We start from the raw sequence: 15,113 nt of genomic DNA, 5'->3' as shown, positions 1-15,113 counted from the left end.
ACCTACTGTATAGTAACATTCAGACTTCAAAGATGTTAAAATGACCGGCCTTCCGACATTCACCGGGCGACCTGCATTTACAGCCCATATACTGCCAGTTATACCATTTCTTTCGCAGGTAAAATGTGGTACTGACACCTGTACAGGCCACAGGTACTTTACATCAGCCATTACTGCTACAGGAGAAACAATAAAATAGCATGAATGAACATAATCCGATTGCCCAACTGGTGCTGAAAATCCAGCAGGCCTGGATGGAAAAGGTCGCCGGCAATCCAAACCTACACTTTGTACGTGTGCTGATCAAACCCGAGGAATCACGGGTATATGAAGGGTTTTGTAAACTGGAATCCACTCCGCATGGACGGCTGCCGGAAGTATTTGTAACACAACTCACCGATTTCGATGATACTGATACATTCAGCGGTGCCCTGGTCAGAGACTGGCTCACAGAATATGACAAGAGTAGTGAAATAATTCAGAAAGCTAACTTTGAATGGAATTCCCAACCATATAGATCCGGTGAATTGTTTAAGCAGGATGAATTACTCATCGCCATGCTGGACTCATTTCATAAGGCAACATCCAGGGATCTTGTTTTAGCATTGATTCCAAGACAGGTCAGCAATACCCTCCATCTAAAAAACTGGATCACCCAGCTTCTAAAAAAAGGTATTCCAACAGGCATAAAGATCATGCTCATTGACCATGTAGGTAATGAACAATTTACCATTGCTGAGAAACAATTTCCTGGTATGATCTGCAACCTGCATGTACCCATGGACCTATCCGATGCTATCCGAAAACTGGCAGGACAGGGCGATCCAAACAACCCGGAGATCATGTTACGCAAATGCGCATTTGAAATGGGGAATGCGCTCAAAGATAAAGACGTGAAACGATTACATAAATGGGGGCAGCAGGCTTTAGATTGTACACAGCGAAGCGGAAATAAAGGCTTGTTTGCAACCGCACATATTATGTATGCAGGCCTGCTTTTTAATTTCAAACGTGAACCGCAGATTTCGCAACTGCTGGAAAGAGGCTTACGGGTAGCCAAACAAGGTATGCTCCAAAAAGATCCTGCCTGTTTACCGCTGGTGGTACAGTTTTACGGTTACCAGGCAGCTTATGCACAGATCAGACGACGCTTCTCCGAAGCCATCCCTTTATATATACAACAAGCTGAATTTGCGGAGCAGCACCAATTACAGACTGCTGCATTAAATGCTTGGTACCAGGCAGCAGAATTGTGCCGACGCAAAGACACCAGTCGCTACCACGATGTACTTGAAAAAGGATACCAGGCAGGTATGCTGCTGTCAGACGATGAAATCAGCGCTTCTGTATACATTTACATGCTGCGCGACTATTATGAATATGCATTTTCAAATAAGCAAACAGATATCCTTAACGAGATAGATGCAAAAATGAGCCGCATATTTGGCGCTGAATGGAAAACAGACGTAGATAATATACGTAAGAATAGAGCCCCCATGCCCCTGCCATTAGAAATAACAAACCTAAACAACTGATAACCAACGATAAAAAATATTACCCTACAAAGTTGGTGGAGTAATAGAAATTCCCTTATCTTTGTGTTGTTAATAACAGGCAATCATCTAAAATTTAATCACATGCCTAACAAGACAACATCGGAAAAATTTAATGGCCAATTTTGTTCGACAATCCCAAATGCCTGCTGTTGTATGTGCATGTGACACCAGCCTTTTATACACCGTTTCTTAGAAATCGAACTACCATTAACAAATCAAACCAACCTTACGAACATGGCCACTAACAATAATAACTTATACAGATACGCTGATATCGCTCCTGAATTTGAAGTTGAATTTTTTCCTAAAAGAAGTCAGGACAGAACACCGATCAATCCATTGCAGGCAGGTGAGCATTTACCGACCTTCCATATACATAAGAAGAACATCATTGCTACTTCTGATACGCTCAAAACACTGAACGGCTCTCTCCCTGTAACACAGGTAATAGACGGTCCTCTTGTACTGGCGTTCCACTCAATTCACTGGAATAACTATGGTAATACACTGCTGGAAAAACTGCAGGAAGTATACGCTGATATCCGTGTACTGGGTGGTCAGTTGCTGGTAGCTACTACTGATGATAAACAGGCTTTCGAAAACGCGACGGCCCAGTACCAACTGCCATTTGCTACCATCTTTGACCAATTTAATGGTATTGCAAAGAAAGCAGGCCTGTACGCTACCACCGATCCTATCTGGGACAGGGTAGCAGGTATCGAGGCAGATGTACCGGTTCCGGGTATTTATGTATTGACGCCTTCTCTGAAGATCGTGTATGCAAGTGTGGATAAATGGTTCGACCAACCCTTTGCAAAAGAAGCCTTACTGGAAGCGCTGGAAGCTGCCAGCCAGGAGCAGGAACATGCGATCGCTATTTAATATTATATATACATTAACGCATAAATAATCGAGGATTGCCTCAAAAGTAAACTGAAAGCTTCGGAAATCGTTTTACGAAATTCCGTTCATTCAGGTACCTGAACAAAATCAGGTAAAATTTACTTTTGAGGCAACCTCTTTTTTTATGTATATTACTATCATGTCTACAAAACGTCATGATGAAGATGTATCCACCTGGACCACTGTCGTCTGGACGACTCTTCTCACCCTGACCGGTTTTGGCTTTGCCCTGCTGCGTTATATGCAGTTCTATCACAATTTCGATGCAGGCAGCTTCAACCAGCTTTCCAGAATAGAACGATTTATTTTCCGGGCTGCCGGTCAGTGGGGCCTTATCGCAATCCTGCTGTTAATGGGTTTTGTGGGCCTTTTCAACGCTATTATTGCTTTCCGTGAAGTAAGACGCAGGTAACCTTCGGTGGATGCGCAAATGCCTGCCATGCAGCTTCTGATTCAGCTACTGATAAGTCATTGTTAAATACTACTACCCGGTAACGTTGCCGGTATTGCCTGCCGTAATGTAAATCCCATTCCTTCATTTTCGTCGGACTATAATTCAACATCAACTCTCCATGCTCCGCCTTCTCATCCCATACCCGCAAAGGTTGCGGTGCGTCGAAATTGTCAGGAGCACAGAGGATTAACATGCCGGAACGTCCCGTGCCGGTATTGCCGGTTACTTTTACCCAGCGGGCACGGGTACTGTCGGTATTATTACGGGTGGTACCAGCATCTGTAAGCAGGGTAGTATTGCCAGCTTTCCAGTCTGCCGTAGCCCTTAAGCCGAATCCACCACCATATCTGTGCTGCAGTAGCATAATACCATCTACGGTGGCACAGTTCAGGGTAGAAGTATAATCCCAGGTATAGCGGGACGTATCTGAGCCGCTGTAATACACTTTTACATCCAGTAATTCATCCATTGCCTTCACCTGCCCTGCCATATGTTGCTGTAACGCTTTGAATCCGCCAAATACCTGTCCTGTATTCCTGCTTACAAAACTTACGAAATCCACACGACCTTCCTTTTTCCGCATATTCCAGAAGTCAATTTCTTTTCCTTTAAAGGATGTATGCGTGAACGGGTTCCATATCCCGTAGTGATGCAGATGATCTTTCGGCTGGATATTAGTGAGCACTTGCCCGTTAGGTGCCCATAAAGGGTGAATAAACCCACTTCGATGATAAATGCTATCCACCCCAATGGTATGATATTGTAGCCGGGCCTTGCCCTTTTCTGAGATGGTCAGTACACCGGTAGTATCGAAGGCCCGGACCAGGTCAACAAGTACCCTGACCGGATATTGCCGCTCCCTCAATTCAAATACACGGGTTTGTCGGGGTTGGGTATTACCTGTCATTGTAAACCAGATCTTCCCGGGTTCGATCTGGAACGGGGTAGTTATGCGTTCTTTCCCTTTGATCTCGAACATCTCCACCTGATCACTATTTACCAGCGTGTCGAAGGCACAACTAACGGGTAAATTCTTACAGGGATAGTTCCCTGCTTTGACTGTAAAACGGGCTACCTGCTGTGCCTGCAAACAGATCGGGCAGCACAGCCACAATAGTAGGGTTATTATATCTTTCATAACGGGTTATTTTCTATTTCAGGATGGCACCTGTACCGGGCCTGTCAGCGTAGTAGATCTTTCCATCCAGGATCTTCACGCCATCTGCTACATCCTCTGCCAGCAACAACGGGCCGTCCATATCTACGTAGTCCAGGTAAGGCAGCAGGTGAGCAACTGCCGATGTACCAACCGTACTTTCGTTCATACTCCCGGTCATTACTTTCAGACCCAGCTCCCTCGCTTCTGCGATCATTCTACGGGCAGGTGTAATACCCCCACATTTGGTCAGCTTGATATTGATACCATGGAACAGGCCTTTGCAGGCAGCTACATCTGATTCGGTTATACAACTTTCATCAGCAATCAGTGGTAACGCGGATTGGGCAAATACTTCCTTCATCCCCTCCCGGTTATCGGCAGGCATGGGTTGCTCTATGAACTCTACGCCCAGCTGTGCAAAGGCTGTCGCATTTCGCAAGGTCTCTTCTACGCCCCAGGCACAGTTCGCATCTACCCGGAAGGTAGCCTTTGTATGTTTCCGTAACTCTTTTATGATTGCTATGTCATCCTTTGTGCCCAGTTTAATTTTGTAAATGGGCCATGGGAATTCTTCGAGTTTCTTTACCATGTTCTCCACGCTGTCAATCCCAATGGTATAATCTGTCATTGGGTTATGGGAGATATCCAGTCCCCATACTTCATATAGTTTCTTTCCCTGCATTTTAGCGTACAGATCATGGGCGGCAAGATCCAATGCACAGAGCGCAAAGAGATTATCTTTCAACAGTGGGTACATCGTTTCCCAGAATGCTTCCGGGGTATTGAGACGATAGTTTTCTATCAGCGCACGATGGGCATTGATATCATCCATCAGTTTGGGTACGGTAATGTGATAATAGGAATTATCAGCAGTTTCCCCCAAACCAGTGTATCCATCCTGTTCAAGCGCTACGACCAGCAGGGGCTGTACATCTTTGGACTTACGCGAAATAGTGAATGTATATCTGAACTTTAACTCAAAAGGATGTAGTGTCAATTGCATAGGATATAAATATAATAAAAACATTCATGAACTTACTTCACAAACAGTGATGATAACGAGTCTACCTTTAACAAAAGTATGATCAGGAGATCGCTTTTATGCTGGTATCGCACAATGAAATCAGGTTTCATGCCAGTCATTTCCGGCACGTCATCACATAAAAAAGGGCAGTATCATCAGATACTGCCCTCTTCAACTATTTATTCCTAAAGTGAACGTTATTTCACTTCTTCGAATTCTGCATCGGTTACACCATCGTTGCCGGCTGTGCTACCCTGAGGAGCTTCCTGACCGCCTTGTGCGCCGCCCTGAGCATCCTGTGTTGCTTTGTACATTTCTTCGGAAGCTGCGGTCCATGCATTGTTCAGTTCTGCAACTGCTGCATCTACTGCTGCTACTTCCTGTGTTTTATGTGCTTCTTTCAGCTTAGCCAGCGCGCCTTCGATAGGTGCTTTTTTATCAGCGGAGATCTTGTCACCATATTCCTTCAGTTGTTTTTCTGTCTGGAATATCAGGCTATCTGCCTGGTTCAGTTTCTCGATCTTTTCGCGTGCTTCTTTATCTGTAGACTCGTTTGCTTTCGCTTCAGCCTTCATCTTTTCGATTTCTTCCTTGCTCAAGCCGCTACCTGCTTCGATACGGATGTTCTGGCTCTTGCCGGTTCCTTTATCTTTTGCAGTCACGTGCAGGATACCGTTCGCATCGATATCGAAAGTTACTTCGATCTGAGGAACGCCACGTGGTGCAGGAGGAATATCATTCAGGATGAAACGGCCCAGTGTACGGTTCTGGTTAGCCATTGGACGCTCACCCTGCAGTACATGGATCTCAACGCTAGGCTGGTTATCAGCTGCGGTAGAGAAAGTTTCAGATTTCTTGCTAGGGATGGTTGTGTTAGACTCAATCAGTTTGGTCATTACACCACCCATTGTTTCGATACCCAGAGACAATGGTGTTACGTCCAGCAGGAGTACATCTTTTACTTCACCGGTCAGTACACCACCCTGGATGGCAGCACCGATCGCTACTACCTCATCAGGGTTTACACCTCTGTTTGGTTTTTTACCAAAGAATTTCTCTACTACTTCCTGGATCTTAGGAATACGGGTAGAACCACCTACCAGGATTACCTCATCGATTTCGGAAGCACCCAGGCCTGCATCTTTCAGTGCTTTACGGCAAGGTTCCAGTGTTCTTTCCACCAGGTTGTCGCTCAGCTGTTCGAATTTAGCGCGGGTCAGTTTCTTCACCATGTGTTTAGGCACCCCGTCAACAGCGGTGATATAAGGCAGGTTGATTTCAGTTTCCTGAGAAGAAGAGAGTTCGATCTTTGCTTTCTCTGCCGCTTCTTTCAGGCGCTGCCATGCCATTGGATCTTTGTGCAGGTCAACAGCTTCGTCCTTCTTGAACTCTTCAGCCAGCCAGTCCATGATCACTTTATCGAAGTCATCACCACCTAAGTGTGTATCACCATTGGTAGATTTTACTTCGAACACACCATCACCCAACTCCAGTACGGATACGTCGAAGGTACCACCACCTAAGTCGAATACAGCGATTTTGCTATCCTGGTGTTTCTTATCCAGACCATAAGCCAGTGCTGCTGCAGTAGGCTCGTTGATAATACGGCGTACATTCAGACCAGCGATTTCACCAGCCTCTTTTGTAGCCTGACGCTGAGCGTCGTTGAAATAAGCAGGAACAGTGATAACTGCCTCGTTTACTTCCTGACCCAGATAATCTTCAGCAGTTTTCTTCATTTTCTGAAGGATCATTGCAGAGATTTCCTGTGGTGTATATAATCTGCCGTCGATGTCAATACGGGTAGTATTGTTTTCACCTCTGGCTACTTTATAGCTCCAGTGAGGAATTTCGTTAGACACCTCGTCGAAGTGACGTCCCATGAAACGCTTCACCGACATAATGGTGTTAACTGGGTTTGTGATAGCCTGACGTTTTGCTGGGTCACCTACTTTTCTTTCCCCGTTCTTCAAAAACGCCACAACGGAAGGGGTCGTTCTACGTCCTTCATCATTTGCAATTACTACCGGCTCGTTACCTTCCATTACGGCAACGCAAGAGTTGGTAGTTCCTAAGTCGATACCTATTATCTTTCCCATAGTTTATATAATTCTCGATTGTAGTTGTAGATAGATTTGTCTTCTTACCGCTATAAGTCAATCTTTATGCCAACGGGATATAACATGCAATTATGTCAGTCGAGGTTGTCAGTATCGTGGAGTGGCCTACACATGCAGGTTCGGCATAATATTTGGTCCTACAGGGGAAATTTGACCTTATATTATGAAAAAATCTATCCTTGCTGCATTGTTTGTAGCTTGCGCTGCCCTGGGAGCGAAAGCACAAACCCTCACTTTTGGCGTGAAAGGCGGTTTAAATGTTGCCAAACTGACAAACATTGAAAATTCCCACAACAGGGCTTCCATTTATGCAGGTGGTTTTGCCAATTTTGCGCTCAGTGACATGTTTGCCATCCAGCCAGAGTTGCTTTATTCCGGCCAGGGATATTTTTATAGAGATGCAGTAAATAATAAATACACTACTAAACTCGGCTATATCAACATCCCTGTGATGTTCCAGGTACACCTGGTGGACGAGTTTTTCCTGGAAGCAGGCCCGCAGGTAGGTTTCCTGGCATCGGCAAAAGCAAAAGCAGGAAAGGTAACAGTAGATATAAAAGACCAGATGACTACTGCTGATTTCGGACTTGGCTTTGGCCTGGGCTACCAGTTCCCGATTGGCGTGGGTATTTCTGCAAGATATATGTTTGGTCTTACCGACGTATATAAGAATGCCACCGAATCTCACAAGAACAGTGTAGCCAGTGTCGGCCTGACGTATACCTTCAATAAGAAATTCAAGTTATAAAAAGATCTATTTTGATAGAAAACGCTCCTGCCTGAGGTGGGAGCGTTTTTTATTTTACCTTTGCCGTTCGCAACAATGTTTCAGCATGAGTGTAGTATTTAATATAAAAACGGCTGCGGCCGCGGCCATCAAGGCCTTGTTTGACCAGGATATTCCTGCCCAGGATATCGCCATCAATTCTACCAAACCTGAATTTGAGGGAGAATATACCATTCTTGTGTTCCCATTCACCAAATTCAGCCGACTGAAACCGGAAGATACCGCCGACAAACTGGGTACTTACCTGGTAGCAAATTTCCCGGACCTCCTTGCTGGCTACAATGTCATCAAAGGGTTCCTGAACCTTTCCATCGCTGAAAAGTACTGGGTACAGGACCTGCAACAACGCTTTAATAACAGAAATATTGGCAGAAAACCAGCCAATGGTAAGAAGGTAATGGTGGAATACTCCTCCCCTAACACCAACAAACCACTGCACCTGGGCCACCTCCGTAATAACTTCCTCGGCTATTCTGTAGCAGAAATACTGAAAGCCAATGGCTATGAAGTGATCAAGGCAAACCTTGTTAACGACAGGGGCATTCATATCTGTAAATCGATGCTCGCCTGGCAGATCTTTGCCCATGGCGATACCCCGAAAAGTACTGGTATCAAAGGCGATCACCTGGTAGGCGACTACTACGTAAAGTTCGAAACCATCCTGAAAGAACAGACAGCCCCCATCATCGCAAGGGCACTGGAAAATGATTTCAGAGATTTCTCCGGCGAAGACCTGGACAAAGTACAGAAGCTCGTTACCGCTTCCCAAAAACCCGAAGTAAAGGCTGATAAGGACAAGACAGCAAAGATCAACGACGATATCAAAGAACTGGCAAGAAAACAAACGGAGATCATGCAGCAGGCTAAGATCATGCTGCAACAGTGGGAAGCCGGTAACCCTGAAGTACGCGCCCTGTGGAGTACCATGAACAGCTGGGTATATGAAGGCTTTGACCAGACTTACAAGCGCCTGGGTATCAACTTTGATAAGATGTACTATGAGAGTAATACCTACCTGTTAGGAAAAGACCTCGTAGAAGATGGCCTTCGCAAGGGAGTATTATTTAAGAAAGAAGATAACTCTGTATGGATCGACCTCACTGCTGATGGCCTGGACGAAAAGCTCCTGCTGCGTGGTGATGGAACCTCTGTATATATCACGCAGGACCTGGGCACTGCCCGCCTGAAATACGAAGACTTCCACATGGATCGTAGCGTATATGTGGTGGCCGATGAACAGAACTATCACTTCAAAGTACTGCAACTGATCCTGCAGAAAATGCAGGAACCCGGTGCAGATGGTATCTACCACCTCTCTTATGGCATGGTTGAACTGCCACATGGACGTATGAAGAGCCGCGAAGGTACCGTTGTGGATGCAGATGACCTGATAGATGAAATGATTGATACTGCCAGGGAAAAAACCAGTGTCGAAAAGTTACAGGATCTGAGTGATGACCAGCTGGATGGACTGTATGAAATGATCGGTTTAGGTGGTCTTAAATTCTTCCTGCTGCGTGTAGATCCTAAGAAAAAAATGGTGTTCGATCCGAAAGAATCCATAGATCTCCATGGCTTTACTGCCACTTATGTTCAATATGGTCATGCACGTATCAAATCAATTCTCCGTGACGTAGCTCCTGATGTCACAAAACTGGAAGGCTACTGTCATAAGGGCAGCTTATTGCCGCTGGAGAAGGAACTGATCCTGCTGAATGAGCAATATGAAACCATACTGGAAGAAGCCGCAAAGGAAATGAGTCCTGCTGTGATCGCGAATTATGTATATAACCTGACACAGACTTTCAACAGCTTCTATGCTGCAAAGGAAGAGGGAGTGCCGGTTTATTCTGTAAAGAATGCAGAAACACCTGAAAAGCAGAAGCTACGTACGCAGATCATTATGCTGACAGCTAATACTATTACGGCAGCGATGAAATTGTTGGGTATAAATGTTCCTGAAAAGATGTAGTCGTTGACGATACCTGTTTTACAAACGGCATTCGCTTTGAGTGGATGCCGTTTTTTATTTTATAGTCCCGCAGTGGCCTTGTCACACCATTGTTGTCCCTTCTTTGTGTCTCCATGTGCTATATATGCTTTACCCAGCATAAACATTACAAAAGCATTCTCTGGCTGCAAGCGTAATAACTGTTCCCAATAAGCTACGGACTGCTTGTAATCTCCGTGCTGATACAGCCCCTGTGCAAGGGCTTGCATCGCTGTAGTATCGTTGGGGCGCTGGTTCAGACAGTGATACAGGTGATGGAATCCCTTGCTAAATTGTTTTGATTGCAGACAGGCCGTACCGATGTGAAGGTAAAAGTCTGCATCACGTTTATACCCTTTCGCTGCTGCTGCTTCAAACGCTGCTACTGCTTCGGTATATTGGCGCTTGTTAAAGTAAATCACCCCTAACGCATAATAAAAGAGTGGCTCCTTCGGCTCCTTTTCTATAGCTGCTTTAATAACATGCAGGTAGGAGCTGTCTCCTCCGGGAGTTTCACTTTGATAATGCATGATAGCAGGACGTAATGACGCAGGTAGTGCTGTTTTGCATGGAATCATTCTATAACGCGTGCGACTGAAAGCAGTATGTACAGTGAGCACTGCAAAAAGTAGCATACATAGGATACGGATATACAACATAGGTTCGAGTAGGCCGTAAAGATAATTAAAATCTCTCTACTCCATATCTTCTGCCGTGAATCCGAATGGCAGCAGGTGTTTAGCTGTCTGCAGGATGTAAACTTTCCCGCTCTGTCCGCTCATAATGATACGGATAGGCTTCTTCTGCCTGTTTTCATATTCCGTGATGGTCTGGCGACAGATGCCACAAGGAGAAATGGGGGCATCGTTTTTACCACCATTATGATTGTTATAGCTCACAGCGATTGTATCGATGGCTACGCCCGGGTAGAGGGAACTGGCAGTAGACAATGCGGTTCTTTCAGCACAGATACCCACCGGGAAACTCGCATTTTCCTGGTTGGTACCAGGTACTGTCTGACCGTTTTCCAATTGAATGATCGCACCTACATAAAAATTAGAATAAGGTGCATAGGCGTTTTCAGTGACTTTGCGGGCAGCACTTAACAGTTGTTGATCTGCGGGTGTGAGCTCGCTGATGTCCGGGTAGGAAGTGAATTCGAATGTGAATTGTTGGGTAGTCATGGTTGAAATTACGAAAAAAATGCTTCTGCCTTCTGCATCAGCATTTTTGGAGGATAGGATGAAAGACCCGTAGCAGGCTAAACACCGTGGTGATCATAACTCAATGCTTCGGTGGCTTTCCACTTTCCATCGACTAACAGCCAGACAATGGTAAACCGGGCCACTCCTGTCTGGTAACGGGCTTTCCCCTTTTCTGTGCTAAAAAACGCATGTTCTCCATTTTCGATAGCTCCGTACAGCACCCCATTATTGTATAAAGGGAAAACCTTGAGTGTATGAGGTACAAGTTGACGATCTAACTTATTCTCCTGCTTGCAGATGCCGTTTTGCATGTCCTGAATAAAAGCGGCTTTGCCGGATGTAATACCACCTTTATCATGGTAAAACCGGAAGTCATCAGCGAAGATATCCTCATACGGCGCCAGGTTACAGGTATTGAAACCTATATCAAAAATGAGGCTGTCGCCGGCTTTAATATCTTTATAAAGCTTACTGGTATCGGCAACCTGTGCGAATAACCGACCACTGATGACGCAAAAACAAAAAAGAAAGAAGACTCTCATGTGTCACTGATTTTATAACACAAAGAACGGGGAGCCGGCAGGAATCAGGAAAAAGAACTGATGAACCAGCGGAAATCACTGACAAAAACTGCTTCACATCTTATTTAAAACAAAAAAGCTATTGTCCTGAGACAATAGCTTCCCTGTAGTATTAAAAAGTTGGACTGGTTTACTTAATCGTGCGGAACAAACGGCTCCAGCGAATACTGCCTTTACCATAACTCATCCAGATCAACCAGGCCTTACCTACGATATGATCTTCCGGAACAAAACCCCAATAGCGGGAGTCCAGGGAGTTATCGCGATTATCCCCCATCATCCAGTAATAATTCATTTTGAATGTGTAAGAGTCAGCAGGTTTGCCATTGATGAAGATCTGTCCGTTGTTCACTTCCAACTTATTCCCCTCATACACGCTGATAATACGATCGTAAAAAGCAATATTCGTCGCATCGATCTTCACTGTCACCCCTTTCTTAGGAATGTACATTGGGCCGAAATTGTGTTCGGTCCAGTGGTAGTGTGCAGTATCGTGTGGGAACACTGCCACTTCTTCAGCGCTTGGATTGACGAATGGTGTAAGGTTTGTTACTACCGGCCAGGACTTCAGGGTGGCCGCGGCGCCTGGTGTCAGGTTGTACCTGTACTTAGCAGAGTCATAAGGACCATCAGTACCCGGATCGATATCCATTTCATCCAGACGGGATGGGTTCAGGGGATCTCCCGTGGTAGTCACCCAGTAGCGACGCTCGCTTTCTGGTGGAATAGGTGCCTGTTGTCCATTTATAAATACAACACCATCTTTTATAGAGAGGGTATCGCCTGCAACACCCATACATCTCTTAATATAGTTTTCTCTTTTATCTACAGGGCGGGAAATCACATGATTCTGCTCCCATACTGTTTCGCGGCCATAGGCGCGCACCATCTGGTAGTAACTCTGGTCCTGGTTTTCTAGGGCTACGGTATCACCTTCAGGGAAGTTAAATACCACTACATCATAGCGTTTCACATCAGAGAAACCTGGTAAACGTCTGTATTTCCAATGTACTGCTTCAGAATAGGCTTTGGAATATTTTGTAAAAGGCAGGGTGTGATGTGTGAAAGGTACTGCCAGTGGCGTCATGGGGATACGGGGGCCGTAACTGATCTTGCTTACAAACAGGAAGTCGTTCACAAGCAAGGTTTTTTCCATAGACGGGGTAGGAATGGTATATGCCTCAAAAATAAAAGTGCGGATCAAAGTAGCAGCGATGATAGCGAATATGGCTGCATCAAACCACTCTCTTACGGCAGATTTTTTCTTCTTTGGCTGACCCTCGTTATTCTTTTTCCAAAAAGCCAGGTTCATTCAGATGGTGTTTAAGATAGTTAATTTTACAAATATAATATTCTGTTGTTTGCAAGCTACTGAATAACAGATAAAAGTTTTCTTAAAATATTTTAACCGGCGTTAGTTCAGCTCGTTTTTTAGTATGGCGCTGATCTCTTTTGCCCGGTTATATACCATGAAATGTCCACCGTCGGGAATTACGTAATCCGCCTTGACAGTGGCAATGGGCAGGGTCAGGTCTTTGCCGCCATGGATGTGGACCAGCGGAGAAGGCACGTCTTCGTTTTCCCAGCCGATCAGGATCTTTATGGCCCAGCGGAGGTATGTAAAATCTGTATGCTTCACATAATCCAGGAGCAACGCCTTTTCTTCCGGCGATTCTGCCTTCAGGAAGAAGGGGATAATGAGGTTCCGGTGTTTCCCGAAAAGGATGGCATCCGGCAAGGCCAGTAATGCCAGCAGGCGGGTACGACGCACGAGGTTAAAATATAGGGGGCGCTCGGCGGTGGTCTTGATACTACTGATCAGGACAACCTTGCTCACAGGGCGCTGACGGGCTATCTCAAGTGATAAGATGCCACCCATAGATACACCCACCAGGGTGATATCTTCATCAGCAGGAATATGGGCGGTCATACGGGAAGCATAGCCGGCAAGCGTTTCATCCGGCAATGGAGTAAGCCATGGAATGAAATGAAGGGTGTATTTATCCGGGAAGGTAATGTGCTGAAACACCCGTTCATCGGAGCCCATACCACTCAACAAGTACAGGTGTTTTGACATGGGAATAACAATTGGAAAGAGAGTTGTATAAGAGGCTGCTCATTTCGCTATGGCAGCCTCTTTAAAAATATCTTATGCATTCACTTTCTTCTTATCTCTTGCCGGTACTACATAATCTACCACGTCTTCTGTGGTGATAGTTTTGCCGGAAAGGATGACCAGACGTGCAACCACGTTGCCCAGTTCACGGATATTACCGGACCAGTTGTGGTTCTGGAGGGCTTTCATGGCGTCCTTTTCGATACCTTTTTTCGCCATACCATACTCCTGGCAGGCACTTTCCAGGAAGTGTTCCACCAGTGCCGGGATATCGTCACGACGATCGTTCAGGGAAGGGACATGGATCAGGATGACGCTGAGACGGTGATACAGATCGAGACGGAAGTTCTTGTCTTCCACTTCTTTCAGCAGGTCTTTGTTGGTAGCCGCTACCACGCGTACGTCTACGCTGATCTCCTTATCGCCACCTACGCGGGTGATCTTACCTTCCTGCAGGGCACGGAGCACCTTGGCTTGTGCACTGAGGCTCATATCGCCAATTTCATCGAGGAAGAGCGTACCACCGTTCGCCTGTTCGAATTTACCGATACGTTGCTTCACGGCAGAAGTGAACGAGCCTTTTTCATGACCAAAGAGCTCACTTTCTATCAGTTCGCTGGGAATAGCAGCACAGTTTACTTCTACAATAGGACCGGCAGCACGGTTGCTGCGCTCGTGGAGCCAGCGGGCTACCAGTTCCTTACCTACCCCGTTTTCGCCGGTAACCAGCACACGGGCATCGGTAGGCGCCACCTTTTCGATAGTTTCTTTGATCTTGAGGATGGGAGCTGACTGGCCAATCATCTCCTGGGTTCTGTTCACTTTGCGGCGAAGTACCTTGGTTTCTGCAACAAGGGTACTTTTGTCCATCGCGTTGCGCAGGGTGACTAACAACCTGTTCAGATCGGGTGGCTTGGAGATGTAATCATAAGCTCCTTTTTTTACGGCATCTACCGCTGTATCGATATTGCCATGGCCTGACACCATCACAATGGGAACATCCGGATTAGTTTCTTTTGCTTTCTCCAGAAATTCCAGCCCATCCATTTTAGGCATTTTAATATCGCAAAGCACTGCATCATATTGCTTGTCTTTGAACATTTTAAAGCCTTCGGCGCCGTCCGCAGCTTCATCTACCTTGTACCCCTCATAACTTAAGATCTCCGACAGCGTTTTGCGGATACTTTTTTCGTCATCGATTATCAGAATGTTGGCCAT

General features: G+C 45.7%; 14 protein-coding genes. 5 read left to right on the top strand and 9 right to left on the bottom strand.

The annotated features are described in order from the left end of the window. The first annotated feature begins 200 nt into the window (after nucleotides 1–200). The 3 genes from ABDW33_RS00735 (at nucleotide 201) to ABDW33_RS00725 (ending at nucleotide 2,871) form a co-directional block, all read left to right on the top strand. Entirely contained in the window at nucleotides 201–1,535 is a 1,335-nt protein-coding gene (locus ABDW33_RS00735) for a hypothetical protein (RefSeq protein WP_343688149.1), read from the top strand. A 255-nt stretch (nucleotides 1,536–1,790) separates the two neighbouring features. Beyond that, the gene (locus tag ABDW33_RS00730; RefSeq protein ID WP_343688148.1) at nucleotides 1,791–2,438 is read left to right on the top strand and encodes a redoxin domain-containing protein; all 648 of its coding nucleotides are present in this window, start codon (nucleotides 1,791–1,793) and stop codon (nucleotides 2,436–2,438) included. 160 nt (nucleotides 2,439–2,598) lie between these two features. Continuing rightward, on the top strand, nucleotides 2,599–2,871 hold the full coding sequence (locus tag ABDW33_RS00725; protein WP_343688147.1) for a hypothetical protein: 273 nt from the start codon (nucleotides 2,599–2,601) through the stop codon (nucleotides 2,869–2,871). Here ABDW33_RS00725 and ABDW33_RS00720 read toward each other — a convergent pair. The 3 genes from ABDW33_RS00720 to dnaK form a co-directional block, all read right to left on the bottom strand. Next, nucleotides 2,840–4,051, bottom strand: a complete 1,212-nt coding sequence (locus ABDW33_RS00720) for a PmoA family protein (RefSeq protein ID WP_343688146.1) — start codon at nucleotides 4,049–4,051, stop codon at nucleotides 2,840–2,842. The two genes, ABDW33_RS00725 and ABDW33_RS00720, sit on opposite strands and share 32 nt — an antisense overlap. Nucleotides 4,052–4,064: 13 nt before the next feature. Then, nucleotides 4,065–5,075: a dipeptide epimerase gene (locus tag ABDW33_RS00715; RefSeq protein WP_343688145.1), complete on the bottom strand. Its 1,011-nt coding sequence runs from the start codon at nucleotides 5,073–5,075 to the stop codon at nucleotides 4,065–4,067. Between the two features lie 218 nt (nucleotides 5,076–5,293). Further along, a complete protein-coding gene (gene dnaK, locus ABDW33_RS00710) occupies nucleotides 5,294–7,195 on the bottom strand; it encodes a molecular chaperone DnaK (protein ID WP_343688144.1) in 1,902 nt (633 codons plus the stop codon). Between the two features lie 184 nt (nucleotides 7,196–7,379). On the opposite strand from dnaK, the gene ABDW33_RS00705 reads away from it, so the two are divergent. Together ABDW33_RS00705 and ABDW33_RS00700 are read left to right on the top strand one after the other, a co-directional pair. Further along, nucleotides 7,380–7,964 carry a porin family protein gene (locus tag ABDW33_RS00705; RefSeq protein ID WP_343688143.1) on the top strand — a complete coding sequence of 195 codons (585 nt, stop codon included), beginning with the start codon at nucleotides 7,380–7,382 and terminating at the stop codon, nucleotides 7,962–7,964. 85 nt (nucleotides 7,965–8,049) lie between these two features. Next, complete coding sequence (locus ABDW33_RS00700) at nucleotides 8,050–9,975, top strand: arginine--tRNA ligase (protein ID WP_343688142.1); 1,926 nt, start codon at nucleotides 8,050–8,052, stop codon at nucleotides 9,973–9,975. A gap of 59 nt (nucleotides 9,976–10,034) precedes the next feature. On the opposite strand, the gene ABDW33_RS00695 is transcribed toward ABDW33_RS00700, so the two are convergent. From ABDW33_RS00695 to ABDW33_RS00670, 6 genes are all read right to left on the bottom strand, one after another. Further along, nucleotides 10,035–10,628: a tetratricopeptide repeat protein gene (locus ABDW33_RS00695; protein ID WP_343688141.1), complete on the bottom strand. Its 594-nt coding sequence runs from the start codon at nucleotides 10,626–10,628 to the stop codon at nucleotides 10,035–10,037. A 60-nt stretch (nucleotides 10,629–10,688) separates the two neighbouring features. Next, nucleotides 10,689–11,177, bottom strand: coding sequence for a cytidine deaminase (gene cdd, locus ABDW33_RS00690; RefSeq protein WP_343688140.1), 489 nt, complete (start codon nucleotides 11,175–11,177; stop codon nucleotides 10,689–10,691). A 77-nt stretch (nucleotides 11,178–11,254) separates the two neighbouring features. After that, nucleotides 11,255–11,740 (bottom strand): nuclear transport factor 2 family protein, encoded by a 486-nt coding sequence (locus tag ABDW33_RS00685; RefSeq protein WP_343688139.1) that lies wholly within the window; start codon nucleotides 11,738–11,740, stop codon nucleotides 11,255–11,257. 169 nt (nucleotides 11,741–11,909) lie between these two features. Next, entirely contained in the window at nucleotides 11,910–13,091 is a 1,182-nt protein-coding gene (gene lepB, locus ABDW33_RS00680) for a signal peptidase I (RefSeq protein ID WP_343688138.1), read from the bottom strand. A 102-nt stretch (nucleotides 13,092–13,193) separates the two neighbouring features. Next, the gene (locus ABDW33_RS00675; RefSeq protein ID WP_343688137.1) at nucleotides 13,194–13,856 is read right to left on the bottom strand and encodes an alpha/beta hydrolase; all 663 of its coding nucleotides are present in this window, start codon (nucleotides 13,854–13,856) and stop codon (nucleotides 13,194–13,196) included. Nucleotides 13,857–13,928: 72 nt separating this feature from the next. Further along, nucleotides 13,929–15,113, bottom strand: a complete 1,185-nt coding sequence (locus ABDW33_RS00670) for a sigma-54 dependent transcriptional regulator (protein ID WP_343688136.1) — start codon at nucleotides 15,111–15,113, stop codon at nucleotides 13,929–13,931.

It is taken from the genome of Chitinophaga sp. (assembly GCF_039596155.1).
Lineage (GTDB): Bacteria > Bacteroidota > Bacteroidia > Chitinophagales > Chitinophagaceae > Chitinophaga.
Note: the sequence above shows the minus strand (reverse complement) of the source record. Positions and strands in the feature narration are given on the sequence as shown.